This is a genomic window from Lacrimispora sp., assembly GCF_031982545.1.
Lineage (GTDB): Bacteria > Bacillota > Clostridia > Lachnospirales > Lachnospiraceae > Lacrimispora.
Genome location: NZ_DALYXB010000011.1, coordinates 187,845 through 207,378 on the forward strand (window position 1 = coordinate 187,845; position 19,534 = coordinate 207,378).

Annotated in this window: 16 protein-coding genes; 1 reads left to right on the forward strand and 15 read right to left on the reverse strand. The window is 42.7% G+C overall.

From position 1 onward, the window contains the following. Positions 1–58 precede the first annotated feature (58 nt). The 6 genes from ABS301_RS19050 to ABS301_RS19075 form a co-directional block, all read right to left on the reverse strand. Positions 59–1,240, reverse strand: a complete 1,182-nt coding sequence (locus tag ABS301_RS19050; protein WP_502877985.1) for a MerR family transcriptional regulator — start codon at positions 1,238–1,240, stop codon at positions 59–61. Positions 1,241–1,279: 39 nt separating this feature from the next. Next, entirely contained in the window at positions 1,280–1,771 is a 492-nt protein-coding gene (locus ABS301_RS19055; RefSeq protein WP_349673714.1) for a GNAT family N-acetyltransferase, read from the reverse strand. A 53-nt stretch (positions 1,772–1,824) separates the two neighbouring features. After that, positions 1,825–2,535 (reverse strand): ComF family protein, encoded by a 711-nt coding sequence (locus ABS301_RS19060; protein ID WP_349673715.1) that lies wholly within the window; start codon positions 2,533–2,535, stop codon positions 1,825–1,827. A gap of 66 nt (positions 2,536–2,601) precedes the next feature. Next, the gene (recD2, locus tag ABS301_RS19065; protein ID WP_349673716.1) at positions 2,602–4,827 is read right to left on the reverse strand and encodes an SF1B family DNA helicase RecD2; all 2,226 of its coding nucleotides are present in this window, start codon (positions 4,825–4,827) and stop codon (positions 2,602–2,604) included. A 104-nt stretch (positions 4,828–4,931) separates the two neighbouring features. Then, complete coding sequence (locus ABS301_RS19070) at positions 4,932–5,942, reverse strand: rod shape-determining protein (protein WP_349667511.1); 1,011 nt, start codon at positions 5,940–5,942, stop codon at positions 4,932–4,934. 409 nt (positions 5,943–6,351) lie between these two features. Further along, positions 6,352–7,908, reverse strand: a complete 1,557-nt coding sequence (locus ABS301_RS19075) for an ABC-F family ATP-binding cassette domain-containing protein (protein WP_349673717.1) — start codon at positions 7,906–7,908, stop codon at positions 6,352–6,354. A 172-nt stretch (positions 7,909–8,080) separates the two neighbouring features. On the opposite strand from ABS301_RS19075, the gene ABS301_RS19080 reads away from it, so the two are divergent. Continuing rightward, positions 8,081–8,965 carry a putative ABC transporter permease gene (locus ABS301_RS19080; protein ID WP_349673718.1) on the forward strand — a complete coding sequence of 295 codons (885 nt, stop codon included), beginning with the start codon at positions 8,081–8,083 and terminating at the stop codon, positions 8,963–8,965. A 44-nt stretch (positions 8,966–9,009) separates the two neighbouring features. On the opposite strand, the gene ABS301_RS19085 is transcribed toward ABS301_RS19080, so the two are convergent. The 9 genes from ABS301_RS19085 to ABS301_RS19125 all read right to left on the reverse strand — a co-directional run bounded on the left by ABS301_RS19085 (position 9,010) and on the right by ABS301_RS19125 (position 19,428). After that, the gene (locus tag ABS301_RS19085; protein ID WP_349673719.1) at positions 9,010–10,746 is read right to left on the reverse strand and encodes a phospho-sugar mutase; all 1,737 of its coding nucleotides are present in this window, start codon (positions 10,744–10,746) and stop codon (positions 9,010–9,012) included. 79 nt (positions 10,747–10,825) lie between these two features. Further along, a complete protein-coding gene (locus ABS301_RS19090; RefSeq protein WP_349667477.1) occupies positions 10,826–11,803 on the reverse strand; it encodes a spore coat protein CotS in 978 nt (325 codons plus the stop codon). A 104-nt stretch (positions 11,804–11,907) separates the two neighbouring features. Next, on the reverse strand, positions 11,908–13,113 hold the full coding sequence (locus tag ABS301_RS19095; protein ID WP_349673744.1) for a CCA tRNA nucleotidyltransferase: 1,206 nt from the start codon (positions 13,111–13,113) through the stop codon (positions 11,908–11,910). Between the two features lie 35 nt (positions 13,114–13,148). Continuing rightward, entirely contained in the window at positions 13,149–14,582 is a 1,434-nt protein-coding gene (gene proS / locus ABS301_RS19100; RefSeq protein ID WP_349673720.1) for a proline--tRNA ligase, read from the reverse strand. A gap of 530 nt (positions 14,583–15,112) precedes the next feature. Next, the gene (locus ABS301_RS19105) at positions 15,113–16,201 is read right to left on the reverse strand and encodes a M20 metallopeptidase family protein (protein ID WP_349673721.1); all 1,089 of its coding nucleotides are present in this window, start codon (positions 16,199–16,201) and stop codon (positions 15,113–15,115) included. After that, positions 16,194–16,772 carry an HD domain-containing protein gene (locus ABS301_RS19110; RefSeq protein ID WP_349673722.1) on the reverse strand — a complete coding sequence of 193 codons (579 nt, stop codon included), beginning with the start codon at positions 16,770–16,772 and terminating at the stop codon, positions 16,194–16,196. The genes ABS301_RS19105 and ABS301_RS19110 overlap by 8 nt, the downstream gene beginning before the upstream one ends. Then, the gene (locus ABS301_RS19115) at positions 16,769–17,884 is read right to left on the reverse strand and encodes an AI-2E family transporter (protein ID WP_349673723.1); all 1,116 of its coding nucleotides are present in this window, start codon (positions 17,882–17,884) and stop codon (positions 16,769–16,771) included. The genes ABS301_RS19110 and ABS301_RS19115 overlap by 4 nt, the downstream gene beginning before the upstream one ends. A 97-nt stretch (positions 17,885–17,981) precedes the next feature. After that, on the reverse strand, positions 17,982–18,683 hold the full coding sequence (locus ABS301_RS19120; RefSeq protein WP_349673724.1) for an RluA family pseudouridine synthase: 702 nt from the start codon (positions 18,681–18,683) through the stop codon (positions 17,982–17,984). After that, positions 18,673–19,428 carry a nitroreductase family protein gene (locus tag ABS301_RS19125; protein ID WP_349673725.1) on the reverse strand — a complete coding sequence of 252 codons (756 nt, stop codon included), beginning with the start codon at positions 19,426–19,428 and terminating at the stop codon, positions 18,673–18,675. The genes ABS301_RS19120 and ABS301_RS19125 overlap by 11 nt, the downstream gene beginning before the upstream one ends. Positions 19,429–19,534: the final 106 nt, after the last annotated feature.

The following is a 19,534-nucleotide window of genomic DNA, read 5'->3' on the forward strand; positions in this document are numbered from 1 at the left end:
CAGCTATCATAAAGGGTGACGTAACGTCACGGTCAAGTCTTTTTCTATTACTTTTTTCTTATTTTCTGCAAATAAATACTCCTGCCTGCTTTGTAATAGGAATATATCCCTTTTTTCCCATCTTCTTTTCCAGATAGTCCCGGAATTCTTCATATCTGTCGCTCAGAAACTCCTGCTGATTGCCGTGGCAGGATAATATATATTCCATCAGTGCACCTGCATCCGTCACTTCCAGATGGTCATCGTATATTTCTTTTCTTACAGATTTAAAATGTTTTCCTAAGATCTCTTCTCCATTTTCCAGCCCGAACACATCATAAAGATTTACCTCAGAAAGAGCGATTCTGGAATCAAACTCCATTACCAGCTGTCTGATCTCCTTCATATGTTCCCTGCCATAGGTGCTGCAATAAAAGATTCCGTCTTTTTTTAAGACGCTGGTAACCTGAGTCAATGCGGCATCCAGATTGGTTAAATAAAACAGCACATGATTGGCAGCGACAGCATCAAAGCTTTCTTTCGGTTTTTTAATCTGTCTGCAGTCCAGAACTTCAAATGCTATCTGCCCCTTTACCTGTTTTAAGTTTTCCTGGGCGTCACGAACCATGCCCTTGGATACATCCGTAAGGCATAGATTCGCATCGGTAGGAATCCGTTCTTTATTTACCCGCCATAATTCTCCGTTTCCACACCCAAGTTCCAGGATGTGTCTGCCATTTAGAGGCTCCATCTGTTTATAAAGCCACTGGAACCAGCCAACGGGATTGGTGGCATATTTTTTATGAAGACCAATCCGGATGCTCACATTGGCGGCATCCTTATATTGTTCCACCAGAGTCTTTTCCATATTTGTAATATGGATTAAGTGAAGAATTTTATTCCAGTCCGCAGCCTGGCGGTCGTCCACCAGTTTTGAGGTTTCTGTTAATGTCTGTTCTACCAGTTTCAAATGTTCAATTCTCTTACGGATCAGACTCAGCTGAAGCTTGATTGATTCTCCCACGTAGTCATGATCCTTATCATTAATGGTAATGGAGCGGATTTCATCCAGTGAAAATCCAAGATATTTAAGAGAGAGTATCTTTTGAAGTTTGGCAAAATCCGAATCAGTATAAAGCCGGTATCCGCCTGTACTCATGCATGCCGGCTTTAACAATCCCTGTTTGTCATAATAACGAATCGTCCGTATAGAGACACTGGCCTTCTTTGCAAACTCCCCGGAAGTATAATATCCCTCCATATGGTTCATATTCCTCTCCCCCTCTCCATTTAACCCTTATTACAGAATAATCTGATAATTTTCTATATCCAGAATTTTTCCAAACTTTTTCCCTACTTCACGTATTGTACCGCAATGAACGAAACCAAGCTGTTCGTGAAGTTTCACGCTTGCATCATTGCCTCCTGTAATTACAGATACAACTGTATGAATATCTTCTCTTTCTCTGGCCATATCAAGAATCGCCACCGCCAGCTTTCCGGCAATTCCTCTTCTGCGGTAATCCTTATCAACGTATATCGAAAGTTCTACTGTTTCTTTATATGCTTCTTTTGGGCGATAAGCGGAGAGACTTGCATAACCGACTGCTTTCCCATCTTCCTCTGCCACAATCAGGGGGTGATTTTTCACATTATGCTCACGAAACCAGACCATACGTTCCTCCATGTTTTTTGGAGTAAAATCAAAGGTTGCTAAACCATGTTCTGCCTCATAATTATATATATCCAAGAGCTGCTGCATATCTTTTTCTTCTGCGGTCCTGATATTCATTCCCATTCCTCCTGAGTTAATCAGTATTATTTATTTTAGTATCATACATCAAACTACTGCCCTCGTCCAATACAAATTGTTAAAATATACACCTTATTAATTCCCGATTTTTTCAGTACACGGGTACATGCTTCCACTGTACTTCCAGTGGTATAAATATCATCAATTAAAATCACATTTTTTACACCAGGAACTATTTTTCCCGGCATAAAAGCTTCCTCCAGATTTTTTAAACGTTCTGTGGGATTGAGGGCTTTCTGAGGCATGGTTTTTTTATTTCTTACCAGCATATCAGGAAAAACGGGAATATGAAGTTTTGCTCCGATTTTTTGCGCAAGAACTTCCGCCTGATTAAATCCTCTCTCTTTTTTTCTCGAAGGATGAACCGGAACGGGGACCAGACCGCCGGCCTCCATACGTCTTATCATCTTCTCATAACGCAGACTTATGGCATCTCCGTAAAAATCCAGATACTCCCGTTTGTTTTTATATTTTATTTTTGCCATTGAGGTTTTTGCGTGCTCATCATAATTAATCAGAGCCCTGCCATACTCAAAGGTTCTTTTGTGTTTTACGCAGTCAAAACAGTATTCCATCTCACTGCTAAAAAGTTCCTTTCCGCATTTTTTGCATACAGGATCCTTTACAAAGGAAAGCACTCTGACACAATCAGGGCAGATCAACCTGCCTTTGGGCATGACGATTCCGTCACAGACGGGGCATCTTCTTGGAAATAACAGATCGATAAAAAAAGAGGATTGCATAAGGATTGATTCTCCTTTTAAGAATGGAAAGACGGGCAGACATAGATTCTTGTCTGCCCAAAGAATTTAAGGCAGCTTATATATTTCGCAGATACGATCTTTCAGACCGGAATATCTGCGCTGTTCCATTTCATTGTTTACCATATCCTGAAACGTACCTGGCAGACCAACCAGGCAGACGCAGGTCTTTGCACGGGTAACTGCTGTATAGATTAAGTTTCTCGTCATCAGCATTCTTGGTCCGGGGAAAACAGGAATTACCACTGCCGGATACTCACTTCCCTGGGATTTGTGAATGGTTATGGCATAAGCGAGTTCTAATTCTTCTAACTGCTTATAGCTGTATTCCACCAGCCGCCCCTCATCAAATTCCACAGTCACAAGCTCGGCAAAGGAATTCATCTCACGAATAATTCCTATGTCTCCGTTATAAATTCCGGTTCCCTTTTCCACCGGAATCCCATACTTGTTTCTGACTTCCCATTCCATATTATAGTTGTTCTTAATCTGCATCACTTTATCGCCGGTCCGGTAAATCACTCCTGCCGATTCCCGTTCCTGCTTTGCCTCGGAAGGGGGATTTAAATATTCCTGAAGAATGGTATTGAGCCGCTCCACTCCCATAGCACCTTTTCTCATAGGTGTCATAATCTGAATATCAAAGGGATCTGCCTGCACATAGGAAGGAAGTTTACTTTGTACCAGTGTAATCATGGCATTGATAATGGTATTAGGTTCTTCCCTTTTAATAAACAAGAAGTCATTACTCTTTTTCCCAAGAGGAACCGTTTCTCCCCGGTTAATCATATGAGCATTCACAACAATATCACTTTGGTTCGCCTGACGGAAAATCTTTGTCAGCATTACCACATTAAAACTTTGGGATTCAATTAAATCCCGCAGCACATTCCCGGGTCCAACGCTGGGAAGCTGGTCCACATCTCCCACCAGTATCAGCCTGGTTCCGGGATTTATGGCTTTTAAAAGAGACTGCATCAGATGAATATCCACCATCGATGTCTCATCGATGATCACAGCGTCAGCATCCAAAGGATTCTCTTCATTCCGTTCAAAATGCATGGATACGGAACGCTCGTCTCCTGGAACACCGGACAGTTCTAACAGCCGGTGTATGGTCCGCGCCTCATAACCAGTGGCTTCTGTCATGCGCTTTGCTGCCCTGCCCGTAGGAGCTGCCAGCAATATCTCCATCTCCTCGCTTTCAAAAAAGCGGATAATGGTATTAATGGTCGTGGTTTTTCCGGTTCCAGGTCCTCCCGTAATAATTAAAAGGCCGCTGTTTACCGCTTCTACTACCGCCATTACCTGCTTTTCATCCAGCTCAATCTGCTCTTTTTCCTGAATCTTAATAAGCCTGGTTCTGATCTCGTCCTCAGGCATGGTTCCTCTTATATTTAAATCATGAAGCATCTTCGCCACATTTAATTCCATATAGTAATACTGGGAGGCATAGACAGTCCGCTTTCCGTCCGTCTCTCTGATCACAAGACGTTTGTCCAGCTGCATGTCCATCAGATGCTTTTCTATGGATGCCTGCTCCACTTTCAGCAGCTCAGAGGCAGATGAAAGAAGCTCGTCTTCCGGCAAATAAGTATGACCGTTTGAAGTCGCCTGCAAAAGGGTATACAAAACTCCGCATTTAATCCGAAAATCCGAATCTGTAAAAATACCTGCTTTTCTGGCAATCTCATCCGCCATTTTAAATCCCACGCCGGATATGTCATCTGCCATCTGATAAGGATTTTCCTTCACAATGCTGTAAAGCCTGGGGCCATATTCCTGGTAGATCTTCACTGCAAGATTCATGGAAATGCCATATTCCTGCAGGAACATCATAGCCTGGCGCATCTCTTTCTTTTGTTCCACCTGATTGGAAATAGACATGGCAAGCTTTTCGCTGACGCCCTTTACCTCGGAAAGGCGTTCCGGCTCTTCTTCCATAATCCGGAAGGTATCGGCTTTAAACCGGCGGACAATTCTGGCCGCCAATGCAGCGCCCACGCCCTTAATCGCCCCGGAACCTAAGTAACGTTCCATGGCAGCAGTATCCTCAGGAGCTTTAATTTCATAGCTTTCCACAGACATCTGCTCCCCATAAACAGGGTGTTCCGTTAAAATTCCAACCGCTTCAATCCGTTCCCCTTCACTGATAAAATGAAAATTGCCTACCAGCGTATACTCCTCACCGTCTTCTGAAAGGCTCAGCACTGTATAACCGTTGTCTTCGTTCCTGTATTTAATTTTTTCTACAAATCCGCAGACTGTCGCCATGTTTCCTCCGTAAATGGTAAGAGACTGCCGCAAAAGGAACCCTGCCGGAATCAATGGATACCGCCAGGGCTGTTAAGAGCAGTTTTATTAATCATCAAAGCTGATTAAAATTCTGTTTTATTGTTTCCGCCATGCATAAATTCAATAAATTTACCGGTTCCAATAGCAACTGCAGTCAGCGGATCCTCTGCTATCATAGTTGTAATGCCTGTCTTCTCTTCGATCAGTGCATCTAATCCGCTTAATAAAGAACCGCCTCCTGTTAAAACAATTCCTCTGTCAAAAATATCGGCAGCCAGCTCTGGCGGTGTTCTCTCCAGAACATTATGAACGGCGTCTACGATCTGCATCGCCGGCTCTTTTAACGCATCAAGAGTCTCGTCCGAAGTAACTACAATGGTCTTTGGAAGGCCTGTTACCAGGTTTCTTCCTCTTACTTCCATGGTTAAAACTTCTGGTCTGCGATAAGCAGCTCCAATGTTGATCTTGATCTCTTCTGCTGTTCTCTCACCAATTAAAAGGTTATGCTTCTTACGCATATAACGGACAAGAGCCTCATCAAAATCATCACCAGCCACCTTAATAGAAGTGCTGACAACTGTACCGCCTAATGAAATCACTGCAATATCGGAAGTACCGCCACCGATATCAACGATCATATTACCGCATGCCTTGGAAATATCAATTCCAGCCCCAATCGCTGCTGCAACCGGCTCTTCAATAATCGCTACTTCTCTGGCTCCTGCCTGATAAGTTGCATCTTCTACTGCTTTTTTTTCAACTTCAGTGGCTCCGCTGGGGATGCAGACACTGATTCTTGGCTTTCTTAATGTTTTCTTTCCTACTGCTTTGTTGATAAAATATTTCAGCATCTTTTCTGTTACTGTGTAATCAGAAATAACACCCTGGCGCAAAGGTCTGACTGCTACAATATTACCGGGTGTTCTTCCGATCATCAGCCTTGCTTCTTCTCCGATTGCCTTTATTTTATTGGTATCACGGTCTATGGCCACAACTGACGGCTCTTTTAAAACTACACCTTTTCCTTTGATATAAACCAGTATGCTTGCTGTACCTAAATCAATTCCAATGTCATTAGACATCATCATAATAATCTTCCTCCTGTTCGCTGTATCCTGTTCCCAGGGTTTCCTTTATCTTCAAATTTATGTTAATTGGTAAATGAAGTCACATTTTCTATCTTATTATATACAATAACATTACGTTTTGAAAGGGTTTTTTTAATTTTTATTTTGTTTATGTTTTTTTAATGTACGAGACACATTTTCTTCACATTTATATCATATACTGATAATACGTTATCCGAAAGGATGACGGGCCTTTTGTTTCAAGTAACTTACTTGAAATCACAAAGCTTTTTCATACTCATACCGGACGGTGCAAACCGTCCGGCCCCCCTAAAAAATTAATGAATCTGTTTCCCAATGGCGGAAGCGGATTTTTTTTATTCAAAATCGGGATTTGATTCTTTTTCAAGAAATCAAATCCCGTCTTTTTGTATTATCAGGATAACTTTAATGCCCACTCCCGACAGTCAATTACTTTCGTTGCAACTCCCTCATAAAACTCCGGTTCATGGCAGATCAAAAGGATACTGCCCTTATATTCCTTCAGCGCCCTTTTTAACTCTTCTTTTGCCTCCACATCAAGATGGTTGGTCGGCTCATCCAGCAAAAGAACATTGGTCTCTCTGTTTAACAGCTTACATAAACGAACCTTTGCCTGTTCACCTCCACTGAGTACCCGCACCTGGCTTTCAATATGATTGGTGGTAAGTCCGCATTTGGCAAGAGCAGAACGAACCTGATACTGGGTATAGGAAGGAAACTCTTTCCAGATCTCTTCAATGCAGGTAGTCGTGTTTCCAGGAGCCATCTCCTGCTCAAAATAACCAATGGACAGATAATCTCCCAGTTCCACATTTCCTTTTAAAGAAGGTGTCAGTCCCAGAATGCTTTTTAATAAAGTAGTCTTTCCAATACCGTTGGCTCCTGATAAAACTACCTTTTCTCCTCTTTCCATGATCAGATTCAGTGGTTTTGATAATGGTTCCTCGTATCCAATCACCAGTTCCTTTGACTCAAATATCAATTTTCCTGCTGTACGGGCTTCCATAAAATGAAACTCAGGCTTTGGTTTATCTTTTGTAAGCTCAATTACATCCATTTTGTCCAGCTTTTTCTGTCTGGACATGGCCATATTTCTGGTGGAAACCCGGGCTTTGTTGCGCGCCACAAAATCCTCCAGCTCTGCTATTTCCTGCTGCTGCCTCTTATAAGCTGATTCCAGCTGAGCCCGTTTTACAGCATAAACTTCCTGGAACTTGTCATAATCACCTACATAACGGTCTAACGCCTGATTTTCCATATGATAGATAATATTTACCACGCTGTTTAAGAACGGAATATCATGGGATATCAGAATGAATGCATTTTCATACTCAAGAAGATAACGTTTCAGCCATTCAATATGCTGTACATCCAGGTAATTGGTAGGCTCGTCCAAAAGAAGGATATCCGGCTTCTCTAACAAAAGCTTTCCCAAAAGAACCTTGGTTCTCTGGCCTCCGCTCAGTTCCGTTACATCCTTATCAATACCCATATCACTTAATCCCAATGCTCTGGCCACTTCTTCCACTTTGGAATCAATGATATAAAAATCATGGGCCATTAATAAATCCTGAATGGTACCAAGCTCTTCCATCATGGAATTCATGGTCTCTTCGTCTGCCTCTCCCATACGGTCGCAGATCTCATTCATCTGTTCTTCCATCTGAAACAAAAAAGCAAATGCGCTTTTTAATACGTCGCGGATGGTCATCCCTTTTTCCAATACAGTATGCTGGTCTAAATAGCCCACACGGACTCTCTTTGCCCACTCAACTTTTCCTTCATCCGGCTGAAGCTTTGCCGTTATGATATTCATAAATGTGGATTTACCTTCTCCATTGGCTCCGATCAGGCCGATGTGCTCTCCTTTTAATAACCGGAATGACACGTCATGAAAGATGGCGCGGTCTCCAAATCCATGGGTCAAATGTTCTACGTTTAATATACTCATCAAAAAACTCCTTCATAAGTGCAATTCCACTAACCGAAACATCATAATTCTACATGAACCGAGCAATTAAGGCAAGCATATTTTGCCTGACTCTTTCTCATTTTGGTTGCAAAAACGTACAAAACCGTATATGATAGATCCAACATAAATACATGAAGAAAGGAATCTAAGCATGTACGTATATACATGGTATCAGTGGCTGCTGTTTTTTTTCATTTACTGCTTTATCGGCTGGGTAATCGAATCGACTTATGTTTCCGTAAAAAGCTTTCATTTCGTAAACCGTGGATTTTTAAGACTTCCCTTACTCCCGCTCTATGGCAGCGGCGCAATCCTTATGCTTTTTCTGTCTCTTCCTGTGAAAGGCAACCTGCTTCTTGTTTTTCTCTTTGGTATGGTCGGGGCTTCTGTTCTTGAGTACTTCACCGGTTATATCATGGAACGATTATTTAAAATGAAATACTGGGATTACAGTAAAAACCCTTTTAATTTAAACGGATATGTCTGTCTGGGAACTTCCATTGCCTGGGGCTTTCTCACCATTCTTCTAACAGAAGTGGTACACCGCCCTTTAGAATGGCTGGTATTTCGCCAGAGTGCAACCACATGCATCTTCCTGGTAACTGGGATTGGCATCTTATTTGTCTATGACACCGTTCAATCCACCAAGGCAGCTCTTGATCTGGGCAAGGTACTGGAATCCTTAACTAAAATCAGAGCGGAGCTGGAAGAGGTTCAGGTACAGATGTCACTGTTAAAAGCAGAGACTGCCCAGAAAGTTTCCGAGTTAAAATCGGAGACTATGCAAAAGGCGGCTTTTGTAAAAGAAGAAACCATGGTAAAGCTTACTTCTCTTAAAACAGAAACCACCAATGTGATCAGGGAGTCCACATTGGCAGAGCGGCTTCAGGCCCTGACTGAAACAAGGGAAAAATTAACCAGCCGGCTTACATTTTACCCGAAAGGTCTTCTGAGACGAAATCCTTCTGCTTCATCCCGTATGTTTGGGGAAGCGCTTCGAGAATTAAAGGAATATTCAAAAAAATTTAAAAAATAGCAAAAAAGAAGGATATCCATTGAGAATATCCTTCTTTTTTGTATTTATACCATCTGATCTACCATTGCCATAAGAGCTTTCCCCAGCTTCGCAGATTTCTCTTCTGCTTCTGCCATCGAACTACCCTTAATACCATAATAGAACTTAATTTTAGGCTCTGTTCCGGAAGGTCTGACGCATAACCACGCATCCTCTTCCAGTTCATAATAAAGCACGTCAGAAGACGGCAGACCAGTGGGTCCCACAGCTCCCGTTTCCATATTCTTTACCGTATCTGCCTTATAGTCTCTTGCTGAAAGAACTTTATATCCGCCAAACACCGTTGGTGTATTGCTTCTCATGGCTTCCATAATTGCACGGATCTTTGCCTGACCCTCAATGCCTTTTAATCCGATTGAATTAACCGCATCTTTATAGTATCCATATTTCTCATACATTGCAATCATGGCATCCCAAAGACTCATGCCTTTTGTCTTATAATAAGCGGCAGCCTCACAGAGAGCGGCCGTTGCAGAGATTGCATCTTTATCCCTGGCATAGGTGCCGATCAGGCATCCATAGCTTTCTTCCAGACCAAACAGGTAAGTACCATAACCGGTAGCCTCTTCTTTTAAAATCTGCTGCCCGATATACTTAAATCCGGTGAGTACCTCAATGAGTTCACACCCGTAAGACTTCGCCACTGCATCTACCAGATTGGTGGTTACAATGGACTTTACCACCTGTCCGTCAGATGGGATGTCACCACGTTCCTGTCTCTGGCTTAATACATATTCGCAGAGCAGGGAACCGGACATATTGCCGGTGAGAGGAATATACTCTCCGGATTTATAATCCTTTACATAAACACCCAGACGGTCTGCATCAGGATCAGTCGCTAAAACCAGATCTGCATCCTTTTCTTTTGCCAGAGAAAGTCCCAGCTGAAAAGCTTCCTCCGCCTCTGGATTGGGATAGCTGACCGTGGGAAAATCTCCATCTGGCAGTTCCTGCTCCGGCACCACATATACCTGGGTAAATCCAAGCTCTCTTAAGACTCTTCTTGCAGGAATATTGCCTGTACCATGGAGAGGGGTATAAACAATGGAAAGTTCATCCTTCATCTCATGGATTGCAGACTGATTCATAACCTGAGCCTTTACCTGTGCAATGTAAGCATCATCGACTGCCGCACCGATTATCTCATATTTATCTGCTGCAACAGCTTCTTCTCTCGTGATGGTCTTAACCGTAGAAATATCTGTGATCGCTAAAACCTCAGCAGTAACTCCCCGATCGTGAGGAGGTGTAAACTGTGCACCATCTTCCCAATAAACCTTATATCCGTTATATTCCGGAGGATTGTGGCTGGCGGTAATATTAAGACCTGCGATACAGCCCAGTTTTCTCACAGCAAACGAAAGCTCCGGAGTAGGGCGCAGAGATTCAAACTTATACGCTTTGATACCATTGGCAGCAAGTGTCAGTGCAGCCTCCTCTGCGAATTCCGGAGACATATGTCTGGAGTCATATGCTATGGCTACGCCTTTGTGGGCTCCGCCCTGTTTTATGATATAATTTGCAAGACCCTGGGTGGCTTTTCTAACCACATAAATGTTCATGCGGTTGATTCCTGCTCCGATCACGCCTCTTAAACCGGCGGTACCAAATTCCAGATCCTGGTAGAAACGCTCTTTGATTTCATTGTCATCATCTTTAATTCTTTGGAGTTCTTCTTTCGTCGCCTCATCAAAGTATGGATTTGATAACCATTCTTCATAGATGCTTCTGTAATCTTTCATAAGCAAAATGCTCCCTTCTCTCCACTTCATATTATGGTTATTATAAATCATAACATGGCAAAAGGAAAGCAGATTCCCATTATTTTATTCTCGACAGGAAAAGATTCCGCATCGGCTGCTGAATCTCCAAATCCCTTAGTTTTTCGATATTTCTGGCCGGTATCCAGGCCTTATTGGCATTATAATAAAAGTTAATCTGCTTCCAGTATTTTTCCGGATACAAAAACAGATAATACAGGCAGGTTCTGTCTGCACCTGATAAAGGAAGTACTTTCGAATAAGTATCAAGCATGGACATACCCAGCTTTAAATTCCAGTCATGCTTTTCCATCGCCTTCCTCATAAAGTGATAAAGATCCTCCATCTGCATGCCTCTGTGCATCCGGTTAAATTCTACAATTGCAACGTCATGGGTGCACATCAGAATATGATGCTGGTTTAAGTCCCCATGACACAAATACCCCTCCCCAATCCCGCATTCCTCGCAAAAGCCTGCAAGTCCTTTACAGGCTTCCATAGCCTGATCAAAAAATACGTCATAATTTCCCATGACACATAGTTCAAATTCGGACTTTTTTCTTTTACTTCGGATAAAACTGCGGGCTCGTATCAGTTCCCTGTTGTGACGTTCCATCTCCTCAGCCGGCTGCTGTACCAGAATGGAGCCTAAGTTCCATTCTTCTTTAAACTTTACTTTGCGAAACATTTTATGTAATAAAGCAATTCGTTCAATGGCGCAAAGCACCTCTTTACTATCCTTTAAATTGCATTCCCGGTCTGAATACCAGTTTTTCACAATCCATCTGGTGCCATCCTCTGCACTGGAAAGAATTTCACCTTCTTTATTTCTAACATAGCGATCCACACTCAAGTGGCCGGTTTCTTCCAGTTGTAAAAATACCTGATCCTCAAATTCCAGGCGCTTGATGGTTCCTTTATATTCCCTCAGCAGCTTAAGCCCCTGATCTGTTTCACACAGCCAGGCGCCCCGGCCGCGTTTCACATCCAGAATTTCAAGCTCATACTGCGAAAGCACCTCTGTGTATTTCTCGTTCACAACCACCCCTCCAACTCTTAGCTAATCAGCTACTTCTAGGGTATGAAGGGGCGGAAAAAAATATGCAAACTCCAGGGGAAAGTTATCCATGCCCAGGTCTGTTTTCAGAAGAGATCTTTGGAATAATTCAGAAGATATTCACGGCTGTTATATTCCGGATTTTCTAAGACCTGGTTAAATAATGCTTCTAGTATTTCACCCATCTGGGGACCGGGTTTTACACCTGCTTCAATCAGATCCCTCCCGGTTACTGCCATATCCTTCAGGCAGATACAGTCTCCATTATCAACGATTTCCCCGGCATACTGTCTCACTGTTTTTAGCTGTTCCAGATAAGAACCGTTTAAAAATACAGTTTGGAAATTAAGGAGATCATCAAATAATGGAGCATTAATTCTGCTCATAACTTTTCTGATTTCGGGCTTTGACGCAGGAATTTCACTCTTCCATAGTTCTGACAGGATTTTAACCTGATCAACAGTATCATTGTCCAGCTTCAGTTCTTTTAAAATTCCTGCTGCCTCCTTTGGATCTAAGAAGCGCAAAAGACCAGACCAGCGTACATGCTTGCTGGAAGGCAGCATTTTAAGCTTTTCAAGCTGGAGGAGGCCTCTTTTAGCGGTGTTAAAATGCTGGGAAACATAAGGTGCAATCCCGCGTTCAAATACAGCCACCATTTTCTCAGGATAGTCAGAGAGAAGAAGCTTTGTCAGCTCCACAGCAATCCTCTCTTTGCTGACCTTTTCCATATTTGGTGCAATTGCAGAAATGGCTTTATTCGTTTCCTCTTCAATCTCAAATCCCAGCTGTGCAGAAAACCGGATCGCCCTGAGAATTCGCAAAGCATCCTCATTAAAACGATCCATGGGATTTCCCACACAGCGGATAATCCCGGCTTCTAAATCCCTGACTCCGCCAAAGGCATCTACCAGCCCGTCTCTTTCACTGTATGCCATCGCATTAATGGTAAAATCCCTTCGTTTTAAATCTTCCAGCAGATTGCTGGTAAATTCCACAGACTTGGGGTGTCTTCCGTCTTCATACTCTCCATCAATGCGGTAGGTTGTCACTTCATAGGCTTCGTGTTCCATCAGCACGGTTACTGTACCATGCAAAATTCCCGTATCGACCGTTCTTGCAAATATTTCCTTAACCTGTTCTGGTTTTGCGGAGGTGGTGATATCCCAGTCCTTTGGTACCCGTAAAAGCAGGCTGTCTCTCACACATCCGCCCACCGCATATGCCTCAAACCCATGGGTATTCAGTTGTTTTATGATCTTTCCTGCTGCATCTGGTACCTGAATTGTTATCACTGTATTTCCTCCTGCATCTTTATATTTCCTGATTAATAAGCTCTGCCCCAATAAACCATTTTTACTGCCGGCTTGCCGCAGCAAATGCAGGTATCGGACAGATGATCCTGCTTAAATGGCATACATCTGGATGTCGCGCCAGTCAGTTCCTTGATCTTATCCTCACACTCCTGGGATCCACACCACATTGCCTTAACAAAGCCTGGCTTCTCTTCCACAGTTTTTACAAAGCTATCCATATCCACAGCCTCATAAGTATGGGCATCCCTATGAGCACGGGCACGGGCAAGCATATCGCTTTGAATGGTACTTAAAAGCTCTCCAACTTTTTCATTTAATTCATCTAAGGATACTGTCATTTTTTCATGAGTATCACGGCGCACAAGAACAGCCTGATTTTCAGCAATATCTCTTGGTCCGATCTCAACACGAACCGGGATTCCTCTCATCTCGGATTCGCTGAATTTCCAGCCAGGACTCTTATCTGTATCATCTACCTTTACTTTATAATTAGAAAGAACCTTCTTTAATTCACACGCTTTCTCAAGAACGCCTTCCTTCTGCTGCTGTACCGGAACGATTATAACCTGAACCGGAGCAATTCTTGGAGGAAGTACAAGCCCGTTGTCATCACCATGGACCATAATAATAGCTCCGATGAGTCTGGTAGTTAATCCCCAGGAGGTCTGGTGAACGTACTGAAGCTTATTTTCCTTATCTGAATACTGTATCTCGAAAGCTTTTGCAAATCCGCTTCCGAAGTTGTGGCTGGTTCCGGACTGAAGAGCTTTTCCGTCATGCATCAGGGCTTCAATTGTATAAGTAGCCTCTGCACCGGCAAATTTTTCTTTATCCGTTTTCTGTCCGCGTATGACGGGCATTGCAAGTACTTCTTCGCAGAAATCGGCATATAAGTTCAGCATCATTTCTGTTCTTTCCTCAGCTTCTTCGGCAGTAGCATGAGCGGTATGACCTTCCTGCCATAAAAATTCTCTGGAACGAAGGAATGGTCTGGTTGTTTTTTCCCAACGTACTACGGAGCACCACTGGTTATATAACTTTGGAAGATCCCGGTAAGACTGAATCTCTCTGGAATAAAAATCACAGAATAAGGTTTCAGATGTAGGTCTTACACAAAGTCTCTCCTGTAATGGTTCCAGACCTCCATGAGTTACCCAGGCAACTTCGGGAGCAAATCCCTCTACGTGATCTTTTTCTTTCTCTAATAAGCTTTCCGGAATGAACATGGGCATATAAACGTTCTCTACGCCTGTTTCCTTAAATCTAAAATCCAGTTCCTTCTGAATATTTTCCCAGATTGCATAGCCTGCAGGTTTAATTACCATACAGCCTTTTACACTGGAGTAATCGATTAATTCTGCTTTTTTAACTACGTCTGTGTACCACTGTGCGAAATCCACATCCATGGATGTGATTGCCTCTACTAATTTCTTGTCCTTTGCCATGACTAATCTCTCCTTTCATTGCTAAAGCCCATGCTCTTTGGGCATAAAGGGATACCCGTAGGGTGTTTCATTGTTAAAGCCCATGCTTTTTTGGGCATAAAGGGATACCCGTAGGGTGTTTCATCGTTAAAGCCCATGTACTTTGGGCATAAAGGGATACCCGTAGGGTGTTTCATTGTTAAAGCCCACGCTCTTTGAGCGTAGATGGATACAAAAAGAGCCATCCAATCCCTATAAAAGGGACCGAACAGCTCGGCGGTGCCACCCAATTTAGCCGTTGCTTTCATGCGGCTCACTTTGAATCCGATAACGCCGGATACGCGCCGCAGTTTTCTGCGGGACTCCGAGGCAGGTTGGGTGATGAGTGGTATAAAGGCTTTTCAGCTAAGGGCCTTCTCTCTGTGATACATCATTACTTATTAATCCTCTTCAACGTCATATTTCCTATAATTTTATAGATCGTATGGTTGATTTTACGTTATTTACATATGTTTGTCAAGAGGAGGACAGAGCATTTTCCCAGACATTTCCTATAAAAGTGCTTCAAACGCCCGTACTGCAGATTCCATAATCTCATCTGGAAATTCATAGGCAGCCGTATGAAGGCCCGGACAGTCCTCTCCTGCTCCCACGCCAAAAAATAATCCAGGAGTTTTCATTAAATACCAGCCAAAATCTTCCGACCAGCGAAAGGGCACATTCTCTTCCAGATAAGGAATTTTCCCTTCCTCAAATCTCCTTTTACAGGCATCAGCCATATCTTGTTCATTATATGTATCAGGGAATTCATCCAATATCTGATACTGAAACTTTAATCCTCCTTCAACCGCACGCTTTTGGGCAAGCGAAAGTATGGAAGACTGAAGTCGGTTTAATTCCGACAAACGCTCTGCGCGGATCGTTAATGCCAGCTTCCCGTCAGCAGGAGAAACTCCAAAATTTTCTCCTCCTGCCTTTACTTCAATAATGGTAGCAAGCACCATTCCCTGAGAACCAGCCTTTTCTGTCAGTGATGGCAGACTGCTGATCAATTCAGCGATCAGCCATGCAGGATTGATTCCCTCCTCCGGATAGGCCGCATGGCACTGCCTGCCTTCCAGATTCAGTATGAGCCCTCTGGAAGCACAGGCAAAGGTTCCTTTTTTCACCACTGCTTTTCCTGCGGGATATCCAGGCAGATTATGAAATCCATATATTTCCCGAATTTCTTTCTCCTCCAGAAGTCTGCTGCAGATCTTGGCTCCCTGGCCGGTTTCTTCTGCTGGCTGAAAAATCGCATATACATTGCTTCCCGTCTTTCTTCCCTCCAGCAGAAGACATAATCCAGCCAATACGGCGCTATGACCATCGTGCCCACATCCATGAAAAAGCCGGCCGTCCTCCCCCATTACCGCATCCATATCAGCTCGGAAAGCCTTGCTGGTCCAGGCTCCCTCTTCCTCATGTACAGCGTAAAACCATGTATCACAATCTATAATCTTAATAGAAGTCCGGGTTTTCAAAAAATCTTTCAAATGCTTTATGGTCTCCTTCTCAGATCCAGATTTTTCCGGACAGGCATGAAGTTCTTTTCTTAAGTTCTTTATTTCTTTCAATATCTGTTCATATGTATCACTCACGATGTTCTCTTTTCTCCTCATTGATAATCCGTAACGTATGCTCTCTTACTTTGTCACGAAGCTGCTGCGTCTTTTCAAAATGCCCGCAGACTTCATTGCCATAAGATAAGTTCAGATCGTATTCCAGAGGCAGCCATGTACCGGAACCTGCTTCGTTATGCTGAATTAATGTTTCTGTTTTGTCAAGAGCCTTTACCAGTATGGCTTCATCCGAGGTAAGATCCGACAGTTCCTTAAACATGGTTAGAAAACCAGAAGAAATCGTTTCCGGCAGATTCTTTAGCAGTGTTTCAATCGCATCGGCCTCCTTCTCTTCGTCTGCCTCTGTCTTAATAAATGCTGGTATATCTCCGGTAACAGCTTCCCCCCAGTCATGGATCAGACACATGCGAATAACCTTATTCATATCAAGCTCAGGAAACTCATCTTCCATCAGCATCGCAAGCACAGCCAGCCGCCAGCTGTGCTCCGCCACACTTTCCTGCCTTCCGTTCGTCGTCCAGTTATGCCTGGTGTTGCATTTTAATTTTTCCAGGATTCCTAAAAATTCTATTAATTGTTCAGGGTTCATGGCACCTCTCCTCTTTCATTTTTCCTGTCATTCTTTTGGTCATTATAGCACGTTCCCTCATAAAGCTCCACGATATCTTCAATAATCAAAAGCCCGATTGGTCCCAGAATGAATCCCAGAATTCCAAATAACTGCAGTCCCACATACATGGCAACAAGAGTTTCCAAAGGTGTTAACCCCACCTTTCCTCCCATAATCTTAGCTTCCATTATTTCTCTTATAAAATAGCAGATAATATAAATAATAATAAGGCCTACTCCGGTAAGCCATTTTTTTTCAACAAGAGCAATCAACGCCCAGGGTATTAAAACAGTTCCGGTTCCGAATATAGGCATGGCATCCAGTAATCCGATTATTATTCCCAGCAAAATAAAATATGGGTTTTTTAAAAGAAACAATCCCACAGAACAGATTATCATTGTAAACAGCATAATGGTTGCCTGAGTCTTTAACCATGCACTGCCTACTGTCATCAGACGGTTACCAAGCATTGCATATTCGTAACAAAACATGGAATTATCCCGCCGGGTACGGATATCATCCATCTCCTGGAGAGATAAAACAGTAGCAATCATTAAAATCACCAAAATAACAGTCAGCTGAACCACCCATTTTAATACAGTCATGGAATTTGACATTAAAAAAGGCATTGCTCTGCTTTTCACGGCAGCTTCCCCGCCAATTAAAATGTCACTGACCACGTTCACCATATAACCCTCAGGCAGCTTTAAGAACCGTTCCATAAAGGAACAGTTATCCATAAGCCAGGCGTTAATCCCGTCTAATATCTGAGGAAGATTTTCTAACAACAGCTTTGCCTCTAAGAAAAGCTTTCTGCCTGCAAAATAAAGAAAGACGCCAAGAACGATCATAAAAAGAAGGATTTCAATTCCGCCAATCAGGGCAAGAGGGAGAGAAATCACTCTTTTTTTATAATTGAACCGGGTTTTCCTTTCAATCCAAAGGGCAGAGGGCCGGAGGGAAAGGGCAAAAACATATGCAATCAAAAAGGGAATCACTAGAGGCAGCAAAAATCGAAAGCTTAAATAGACCGCCCCTGTAACTCCCAATATTAAAATTGTTTTCTTCAGTTTCCTGCTCGGTTTCTCCATGGACTCACCTGTTTCTGATTTGTACTTCTTTTGTACACTGTTATTATGAATCAAACGGCGAAAAATATGCAGAAACCATGATAGTAAAAAATTCCTTTTATAATACATCCTGCCAGGAAAAAAGCTCAAACAATCCTTCTTTTGGCTTTACGGAAAAAGTCATTTTCTTTTTTGTTTTTGGGTGAATAAACGAGAGACCGGATGCAAAAAGAGCAACATTTCCTTTTGTATAATGATTTTGAAATTCAGGATTATACTTACGGTCTCCCCATAAAGGTGTGCCATGACCTGCCATCTGTACACGAATCTGATGATGCCGCCCGGTTTTTAACTTTATTTTAAGAAGGCTTATTTCCTTACCATCATAAATTTTGCTATCCACAAACCAATAATCCAGTTCTGCAGGTTTTGCACTTTTTATCCCCTTTTCCACAATTTTTGAACAATTATTTTTTCCATCTTTCCACAAATAATCCACGTAGGTGCAAAAGTTATCCACAGGTTTTCCACAAACAACAGCATAGTAAAATTTTTCCATCAGATGCCCGGAAACCTGTCTGCTTAAAGCCTCTGCGGCAATTTGAGATTTTGCATAAACCATTACGCCGCCAACAGGTTTGTCCAGTCTGTGGATAACTCCCACATATAGCTCCCCATTCTTTGTGGATTGTATGTTGATATGTTTCTTTATTTCACTGACCATATCCGGTTCAAACGTCTTCCCGGACTGAGACTCAATTCCTGCCGGTTTTTCCACCACAAGAATATCATCATCTTCAAATAATATATTAAGCTTCATCCGTCTGCTGCTCCTTATTTTCCCACTGGTCCATCATAGCCTTAACTGAGCGGCCCATTTCAATACTAAAGTCGCTATTCCATTTGCGCCCGCAAAATGCACGAATCCACCGTTCAAACTCTTCACCTCTGTCTGTGGCTTTATTTAATTCACGCTGAAATTCTTCCGGCTCCATGCGGCGGTAAGTGTTCTCAAAAACAACCGCCTCCGGTCTTAATCGTTTTGGCTTCACTCTCTCTGTTTGCTGGGGAACAGGATAGCCAAAAACCACCATTGCAGCCGGCACTGCATATCTGGGAAGAGAGAATAATTCCCGGTGAGTTTCGTACTGTTCTAAAATATCCCCAATATAACAAGATCCAATTCCCATAGACTCTGCTGCAACCACTGCATTCTGTGCTGCGATTAACGCATCGTCGGCGGCCAGCATAAAATCTCCCATTCCGGGAGTTCTGACTGTATCTTCATATCTGCAAAACAGATCGTACCATTTCTGATAATCTGCCACAAACACAAGAACCATGGGAGCCTTTGCAATAAATGGCTGATTGTCACAGGTTACAGACAGTTTCTGCTTTAGCTCTGGGTCCGTCACATCTATAATGGAATATAAGGTCATATTACCAGCCGTAGGTGCCTGGAGTGCTGCTTCCAGGATAGCCGCTTTCTTTTCCTGCTCAATCTGCCTGTCTTCATATACACGGACAGACTTTCTCTCCATCAGTTCTTTCACCGTATTGTTCATATGATTATATTCCTCTCTTTTTAACACTTTTGTTTCATTGATTATATTTCAAATGGTTAATAATAGCAATGAAGATTTTTACTTTGAAACTCAAAAAATACTTGCA

What these genes read in the sequence shown, in the direction of transcription:
- ABS301_RS19050 (WP_502877985.1), bottom strand. Translation starts at nt 1,240, where the DNA reads ATGGAGGGATATTATACTTCCGGGGAGTTTGCAAAGAAGGCCAGTGTC.
- ABS301_RS19055 (WP_349673714.1), bottom strand. Translation starts at nt 1,771, where the DNA reads ATGAATATCAGGACCGCAGAAGAAAAAGATATGCAGCAGCTCTTGGAT.
- ABS301_RS19060 (WP_349673715.1), bottom strand. Translation starts at nt 2,535, where the DNA reads ATGCAATCCTCTTTTTTTATCGATCTGTTATTTCCAAGAAGATGCCCC.
- recD2 (WP_349673716.1), bottom strand. Translation starts at nt 4,827, where the DNA reads ATGGCGACAGTCTGCGGATTTGTAGAAAAAATTAAATACAGGAACGAA.
- ABS301_RS19075 (WP_349673717.1), bottom strand. Translation starts at nt 7,908, where the DNA reads ATGAGTATATTAAACGTAGAACATTTGACCCATGGATTTGGAGACCGC.
- ABS301_RS19080 (WP_349673718.1), top strand. Translation starts at nt 8,081, where the DNA reads ATGTACGTATATACATGGTATCAGTGGCTGCTGTTTTTTTTCATTTAC.
- ABS301_RS19085 (WP_349673719.1), bottom strand. Translation starts at nt 10,746, where the DNA reads ATGAAAGATTACAGAAGCATCTATGAAGAATGGTTATCAAATCCATAC.
- proS (WP_349673720.1), bottom strand. Translation starts at nt 14,582, where the DNA reads ATGGCAAAGGACAAGAAATTAGTAGAGGCAATCACATCCATGGATGTG.
- ABS301_RS19110 (WP_349673722.1), bottom strand. Translation starts at nt 16,772, where the DNA reads ATGAACCCTGAACAATTAATAGAATTTTTAGGAATCCTGGAAAAATTA.
- ABS301_RS19115 (WP_349673723.1), bottom strand. Translation starts at nt 17,884, where the DNA reads ATGGAGAAACCGAGCAGGAAACTGAAGAAAACAATTTTAATATTGGGA.
- ABS301_RS19120 (WP_349673724.1), bottom strand. Translation starts at nt 18,683, where the DNA reads ATGAAGCTTAATATATTATTTGAAGATGATGATATTCTTGTGGTGGAA.
- ABS301_RS19125 (WP_349673725.1), bottom strand. Translation starts at nt 19,428, where the DNA reads ATGAACAATACGGTGAAAGAACTGATGGAGAGAAAGTCTGTCCGTGTA.